A 3,326-nucleotide genomic window follows, 5' to 3' on the forward strand; every position below is an offset into this window, starting at 1 on the left:
GGGCACGCCGCCAAACGTCTCCTCACACAGCGATGACCGCATCACTGAGTTCGTCTATGATAAAATGGGACGAAGAACTGAAGAAAAAAGATTAGGGGTTAAAATTGACGGTCAATCTAACGCGCAATCTGTTATTCTTTACGCATATAATGCTTTAGGTCTCGTTACAGATAAAACTGAGGCGACGGGAGAGAGGCAAAGCTTTGCTTATGATGATACAGGGCGATTAGTCCAGGAAAATCAAGCAAGTTTTATTAATAATAATGGTGAAGTTTCAACACCGATTATTAGATACACCTATGATGGTTTTAGCAATGTGCTGACGACGACCCAGAACGGTGGCAGCGATGGCGACCGCACCTTCTCTCGCCTCTATGATGATGCCGGTCGATTGTATCAAGAAATCAACGCTCTAGGCCATAGCCGCACCTATCGTTATAATAGCGCCGGTCAGGTTGCGCGCGAAGACTATAGTCGCACGGACACCTCAGGGGTCCTTCATTATGAAGCGATTGGCTATGATTATGACCTTGCAGGTCAACTGCTCGAGCAAACTCAGCTCAGTGCGCCAAGCCTTAACGGGCCATACACACTTGCAACCGGCAGCATCAAAACGCAGATGACGTATAACGCCTATGGTGATGTGGTTGCGCGCGGCATCAATGGCGTAAACATCGAAAACTTTGAATACGACCGGGCAGGGCGCGTTACCCGCACCAATCAAGGCGATGGCATATATGATCTTGTGTATCATGATGCACTAGGTCAGCAGACCCTGACCATAGCTTCAGACGGGCGCAATATGTCTACGCTCAGCCGCAGCGCGGCGCTTGGCGCCTTCGGGGGAGCCAGCGGGGTGATGGGCACACTCGTCAGTGATCTCGTCGCGACCATTACCGTTTATGACAAACGCGGCCAGGCTATCAAAGTCATTGAGCCACAACGCGAACGTGCTGAGGGCATAAAAGATATGCTCACGACACTGCGTGAATACAATGCATTTGGCGAAGCCTCTAAAGAAACTAACGCCGCCGGTCACACCATAACCTACATGTATAATACGATGGGCCGAATGGTTGAAAAACAGCTACCCAGTACGAGCCATACCAATGCCGCCGGCGTGACGTCCGCATCGACGCCTCAAGAGTATTACCACTATGACACCTCTGGGCGATTAGTCGGTTACGTTAACGCGAAAGGGGCCCGTACTAGTTATGCCTATCTTGCGGGAACCGGATATAACGGTTCTCAAGGGCAAATTCTAAGCGAGACTGATGCTCAAAATTTCACACGGACAAATCACTTTAACAATTTCGGTGAAGTCGTTCGCATTACCAATAAGCTCGGCTATCAAACTCAACAAAGCTTCGATAGGTTAGGACGCTTGGCCAGTGTCACACAAGCAGAAAACAGCCTAACTGAGTATTATCAATATGATGAGCTTGGACAGCGCACCAAGCGCTGGAATAATGCTGGCCTGGGTCAGGACGCCACGCATGCCGAAGAAACTCACTACGATATCCAAGGCCGTGTGGTTAGGCATAAAGCTTTCGGCGGCGATATAACGACAACACACTATTCGCTAAAAGCCGGAAGCATTGGCTTTGGTTTAAATTCACAGCTTTATTGGGAGAAATCCACCACCATGGCCAATGGAAAAGCCATGGTTGAGCGCACAGATGTGTTCGAGCGTGAATTTTATCGCAGTGATCTCGGTGGGCATATCACCACGACGAGTTATGATGGGGCCGGACGCGTTATCTTAAAGGATGTCGACAGCACATGGTTCAATAACCAATATGGTGATGTTGAATACAGTTATTACAACACCAATCGTGTCAGCCAAATCGAAGCTTTTACCGGCTCCACCCAAGTTCTGCGCAATGTTGGCGACAATACTGGAAAATCTTTAAGTGATCCAACGTCAGATCTTGAACGGACTGAGCGTTGGCAAAACGTCATCGACGCCAAAACCATTGCCGCTTACAGTTACGACATTGTCGGCAACCAGATCAGTGAACGTTTGAGCGAAACCGGTTTAATCCGGATGCACATCCAAGATAACTGGTCATGGGAAGAATTGGGTGTACAAAATGATCAGATCATTTTTGGTTGGGTTGCCTTAACTGATTTCACAGAAAATGTTCCCTACGAAGAAGTATTGGTGAATTCCAGTGCGCAATTTGATGCCCTTGGGCGCATGACCCAATGGTCTGAGGCAGGGTATAAGTCAACGCGCACTCAGTTTGAAATGCCCGCGGCTTCGGTCAGTTATCAATATGATCTCAACGGCAATGTGCGCCATACTCAGGCAAATTTCAAAACGCTCGATAGCGAAGGCAATGTTACCGGTTCTGGCAGTCATAATTATTGGTATGATTACGACCATCTTGATCGGGTGACACTCTCAAAAGGTGCTCTGGTCAATGGCAGTCTGGTTCGTGGGTCAACCGGCGCGATTATTGGTTATGACGCAGAAGGCCAACGCGCTTTCGTCATTAATGGAAGCGACAATACCCGCGAAGACTACAGTTATGATAAGGATGGCCGCTTAAAAGGCGTTAAGATCAATAATTCTGACCGCGTCAGCTATGGCTATGACGCCCTGGGGCGTATGAATAGCCAACTTGAAAAAAATGCATCCGGCTTGACCATAGTAGATCGCAAAATGACCTTTAACACCAAGGGTCAACTGACCAACGACACCAGCTTCACCCGACATAGCGATAAAACGCGTACCACAATTTCGACCTTTGATTATGGCACGGGCACAAACTATGCGCTTGGGAGTGCACTCTCTCAAAGCGCGATCCATAAAGAGAATAATGTCCAGAAATCAACCTCTACAACCACGTATGAGTTTGATTGGTATGACAGCGCCAAGCAGACCAAAATCACCTATAGCGCCCAGGGCCAAACCCATGAAACCCGCCAGGCCTATCACCTTATGGGCGGGCAAGCCTGGTTGGCCAGCGCCTCTGTGCTCGACGGCAAACCCTATAGCGTGAACTATATCAACAATGTTACGGGTCAGGTCGTGATCCGCGAACAAGTTGACAACCTTCCAGGCGGCCAGCCTTTAGAATTCTGGTATCGCTATGGCGGTAAAGAAATGGGTGCGGTGGGCAATAATGGCGGTAGCGATCAAAGCTATAATGCCTCGATCAATGATCGCCAGACAACACCGGGTCAAGGCCCCTTCCGCAATGGCGCGTCCAGTGGGACCAGCTATGCGGACTTTGATCAGGGGCTCAGCCCGATCAACTCCTATAATCAAGGCTCTGGCGGGGGTGTCTACACGGTTCAAAATGGCGATACCTTGCAGT

The 3,326-nt window shown here is 49.2% G+C and carries 1 protein-coding gene; it reads left to right on the plus strand.

What is annotated here, in order from left to right; all coding sequences use genetic code 11:
• Window positions 1-316: 316 nt before the first annotated feature.
• Window positions 317-3,326, plus strand: a 3,010-nt coding sequence (locus H151_RS16695; RefSeq protein WP_233354609.1) for an RHS repeat domain-containing protein, incomplete at its 3' end; no start/stop codon positions are given.

This window comes from Woodsholea maritima DSM 17123 (assembly GCF_000382325.1).
GTDB classification, from domain to species: domain Bacteria; phylum Pseudomonadota; class Alphaproteobacteria; order Caulobacterales; family Maricaulaceae; genus Woodsholea; species Woodsholea maritima.